4 protein-coding genes are annotated in these 4,083 nt (G+C 33.1%); 2 read left to right on the top strand and 2 right to left on the bottom strand.

Features of this window, described 5'->3' with window-relative positions:
• Together SOY52_RS07205 and SOY52_RS07200 are read right to left on the bottom strand one after the other, a co-directional pair.
• Positions 1-656 (bottom strand): ABC transporter permease (locus SOY52_RS07205; protein WP_320848286.1); only part of this gene is annotated, 656 nt, incomplete at its 3' end.
• Complete coding sequence (locus SOY52_RS07200; RefSeq protein ID WP_320848285.1) at positions 656-2,149, bottom strand: ABC transporter substrate-binding protein; 1,494 nt, start codon at positions 2,147-2,149, stop codon at positions 656-658. The genes SOY52_RS07205 and SOY52_RS07200, both read right to left, overlap by 1 nt.
• Before the next feature lie 317 nt (positions 2,150-2,466).
• Here SOY52_RS07200 and SOY52_RS07195 point away from each other — a divergent pair, with 317 nt between their 5' ends.
• Complete coding sequence (locus SOY52_RS07195; RefSeq protein WP_320848284.1) at positions 2,467-3,162, top strand: ABC transporter ATP-binding protein; 696 nt, start codon at positions 2,467-2,469, stop codon at positions 3,160-3,162.
• On the top strand, positions 3,156-4,083 hold a 928-nt coding region (locus tag SOY52_RS07190; RefSeq protein WP_320848283.1), incomplete at its 3' end, for an ABC transporter permease. The genes SOY52_RS07195 and SOY52_RS07190, both read left to right, overlap by 7 nt.

The following is a 4,083-nucleotide window of genomic DNA, read 5'->3' as shown; positions in this document are numbered from 1 at the left end:
TTAACATCACAGCTAATCATATAATCATCAGCAAGTGACCTTACAAGGGAGGAGCGAAACATTCTTGTCATTAAAGCAAGCTCTCCAAAAGCAAGGATGAAGGATGCTAATGTAATACTCCTTAAAAAGCCAAAAAAGCTTTCATTTGGAGCAATATATCCATTTACAGGGAACAAATTTAATTTCCCACAAAACACTATTAATGCGATTAGTGAAACCCAAAAGGAAGGAAGTGATGAAATAACTAGAACACTTGTTCTTATTATTCCGTCTGACACCTTACCTTTATTTAAAGCTGCGATTAACCCAAGAAGAGAAGAGAAAATTGAGGCAATTAATATTGAAAATACAGTTAGCGAAAATGTAACAGGGAGACGTGATGCTATAAGCTTTACTACACTCTCTCCATATACCGCAGAATATCCAAAGTTTAATTTTATTGCATCAACAAGCCATTCAAAATAACGAACTACAAAAGGTCTATCTAGTCCTAGAGAGGAGCGTAATGTGTCTAGGCTTTCCTGTGTAGCATCAAGCCCTAATGCAAGGATAGCTTGGTCCCCTGGAATAACAGAAATTACAAAAAAAGTAATTAGAGTTACAAAGAAGATGACCGCAAGCGACGATAGTAACCTTTTGAGTGCGTATTTAAGCATTACTTTGTCCTATATACTTCCTTCATCTGATAGATATTAATAGGATAAGCTTTAAATCCAAAAATGTCACTCTGAGCAACAAATATCTGAATAGGATCTTGAATATATAGTGCTGGAACCTCGTTAGCTAAGATTTCCTGTATGCGTTTAACATACTCACTTCTTTTACTATCCTTAAGTTCACTCTGATATTTTTCAAGTAACGCATCAACTTCACTATTAGCATAGTTAAAATAGTTTTCATTACCATAAGAAAGGTACTTTACAAGTAGTGCATATGGGTCCAAGCGTCCAGTGTGTCCAACTACTGTTAAATCATAGTTTCTTCCTACATAAACTTCACTAAGCCAATAAGCCCATTCAACAATGTTAATATCAACCGTGATACCAACCTTCTTTAATGATTGGGCAATAACAATACCTGCATTTACATACTCTTGATAGTTCTTTGGTAAATCCATACGTAGTGTTAATCCATTTGCATATCCAGCTTCAGCTAAAAGTTCTTTGGCTTTTTCAGGGTTGTAAGAATAGTTTTCTGAGTAGTCTACATAGTCCTTTAAGACAACAGGAAAGTGAGAACCTATCTTTTTACCATAGCCCCACCATACAGCTTCAATAACTTCATCCTTATTTACAGCATAGTTAATAGCCTGTCGTACTCTGATATCACTTAATGCTTTATTTGATGAGTTCATTGCCATGAGCTGTAAACCATTACCAGCAACACTAATGATGTTGTAACCCTTATTTTCAACAGCAGAAGCAAGGTCACCTGTAATTAAAATTAAATCAACCTCTTTCGCATTTAATGCTGTAATTTCAGCAGTTAAATCAGGCATAATGACAAACCTTACACCTTCATTTTTTACTTCATATGGATAATCTTTGTTTAAATCTAATACTAAATCCTGCTGAGCAGTCCAAGAGGTTAATACATATGGACCTGTACCTACAGGTTTATTTCTTAAGTTTTCTGCTGAGGCATCTACAACTGCAGCCCATGGATATGCAAATGATGATAGAGCCGCAACATTTAATTTGTCCATTTTAAATACAATAGTATTTGCATTTGGAGTTTCAATTGAAGTGATAAATGAATAATCTGCACGTCTAACACTAATATCACTTGTTAATCTATCAAAGGAAGCTTTAACAGCTAAAGAATCACAAGGATTTCCGTTAGAAAAAACAGCTCCATCTCTTAAGACAAAGGTTATTGCTAACCCATCCTCACTTACACTCCAAGAACTTGCTAAAGCTGGTATTATTTCACCTTTATCATCAACAGTGATTAATGTCTCATAGATATTGCTTGATATTTGGAATGTACTAGCAGATGCAGTTAACTGAGGATCTAACCCATCTGGATCAACTGGAATAGCCATTGTTATTATATCTTTTTTAACTGTTTCATTTTTTTCTGCAGAACCCCCTGCAAATAAAGAAAAAGCTAAACTTAAAACTAATAATAGAGTAATTATTTTTTTCATGGTTCCCCCTAAGAGACTCATTTAATTAAATGTTAATATACATTTATTTCTTTGTCAGTGTAGACTAACGACCTTAGTAGTTAATTATCAGACTTAGAAAAGTTTGACAATCAAATAGCAATAAAATAAGGTGTATTTCACATGGTTTTTACCATAAATATTATGATATTTGATTGACTACCTATCGTTAGGTAGCTATAATAACATTTCATTTGTTGAAACATTATTTTAAATAAAACGTTAGTCTTGACAAATAATTATTTGCAAAGCAATGATACAAGATATCGATAAAATTTTATCTATAAGGAGAGATAACTATGATAGAAATAAAATCTCTTGTAAAAATATATAAAACAGGTGAAGAGGACGTATACGCTCTTGATGAAATAAATTTAACAATAAAAGATCATGAAATAGTTGCCTTTAGTGGTGCGTCAGGCTCTGGAAAGACTACTTTATTAAACTTAATTGGTACCCTTGATAGCATTACATCTGGAGATATTATCATTGATAATAATAGCATTGCTAAGATGAGTGAAAAAGAAAAAACTACTTACAGGAAGTTAAATCTTGGCTTTATCTTCCAAAGTTATAATTTGATTCCAGTTCTTAGTGCACTTGAAAATGTTGAACTTGCTTTTAAACCTCTTAATAAGGAAGAGATGAACAAAATTGGAATTAAAGATCCAAAGCAAGCAGCAAAAGAAGCACTCAAAGCAGTAGGACTTGAAGGGTATGAAGATAGACGTCCAGGTCAGCTTTCTGGAGGACAACAGCAAAGAGTTTCTATTGCTAGAGCAATTGTTAGAAAACCTAGAATTATTTTAGCAGATGAACCAACTGCTAATCTTGATAGCAAAAATAGTCAGCTCATCCTAGCTCTGTTATCTGATTTAAGTCACAAATATGGATTAACTATAATTTATTCTTCTCACGACCAAGAGGTTTTGGAAAATGTAGAAAGAGTAATAATCTTAAAGGACGGAAAGGTTGTGGAGGATAAGGGATGTTAAGGAGTTTACAGCTCTCACTAAGGAACTTAGCCCGCTACAAAACAAGAACAATTATTACAATTATAGCTGTATTAGTTTCTGTTCTAGTTTCTACTGTGGTTGATGGACTTATTAGAGGCATTTTTGATATGTCTACATATAACCTCCTTTCCTATGAAAGCTCAGAAGTTACTATCTACAGTCCTGGGTATTTTGAAAAAAGAAAGGAATTACCAACAGATATTCTAATTGATTATTCACTTTATAAAGACGCATCTGAAAAGCTCGATAATATGGGGATTTCATATACTCCTAGGTATAAATCTGTATGTGAAATTATTAGCTACAATGATAAAGAAGATAGTGAATTTTCTCTAAATGCTATTTTAGTTGGTGTTGATAGTAAAAAAGATAAAGCTGTCTTTAAGTTAAGTGAGAGTATTTCTGATGGATCTTGGTTAAAAAATGAAGATGAAATTGTTTTAGGTTCCATTATTGCAGATAAATTACATCTTAAAGTTGGAGATATAGTAACACTTTCAACTACAGGTTTAATGGGATTTAATGAAACAATAGATCTAGAGGTTTGTGGAATAATTAACTCAGAAGATCCTCAAGTCAACATGTCTCAAGTCTTTGTAAGCTTAGATGATTTAAATAACTATTTACTTCTTGATGGAGGAGTAACAGAAATAGCCGTTTCTGATGGTCTTACTTCAGTTGCATCAAGAAAGTTTGCATCAAAAATTCAAGACATAATTGGTCTGAATCTTGAAGCAAAATACTATGAAGATGTAAATGATGATCTTATGGCTATCATGAATGGAGATAAAGGAAGTTCATTTGTCATGCTTCTATTTCTATTCATTATTGCAGGAGCAGGGATATCAAATACAATGATAATGGCTGTAATGGAAAGAAGAAAAGAAACAGCTATGCTAA

The sequence above is a fragment of the Bullifex sp. genome, assembly GCF_034103065.1.
In the GTDB taxonomy this organism is placed as follows: Bacteria; Spirochaetota; Spirochaetia; order Sphaerochaetales; family Sphaerochaetaceae; genus Bullifex.
Note: the sequence above shows the minus strand (reverse complement) of the source record. Positions and strands in the feature narration are given on the sequence as shown.

Excerpts from the sequence above, each read along its gene's own strand:
- SOY52_RS07195 (WP_320848284.1), top strand. The coding sequence starts at position 2,467 with ATGATAGAAATAAAATCTCTTGTAAAAATATATAAAACAGGTGAAGAG.
- SOY52_RS07200 (WP_320848285.1), bottom strand. The coding sequence starts at position 2,149 with ATGAAAAAAATAATTACTCTATTATTAGTTTTAAGTTTAGCTTTTTCT.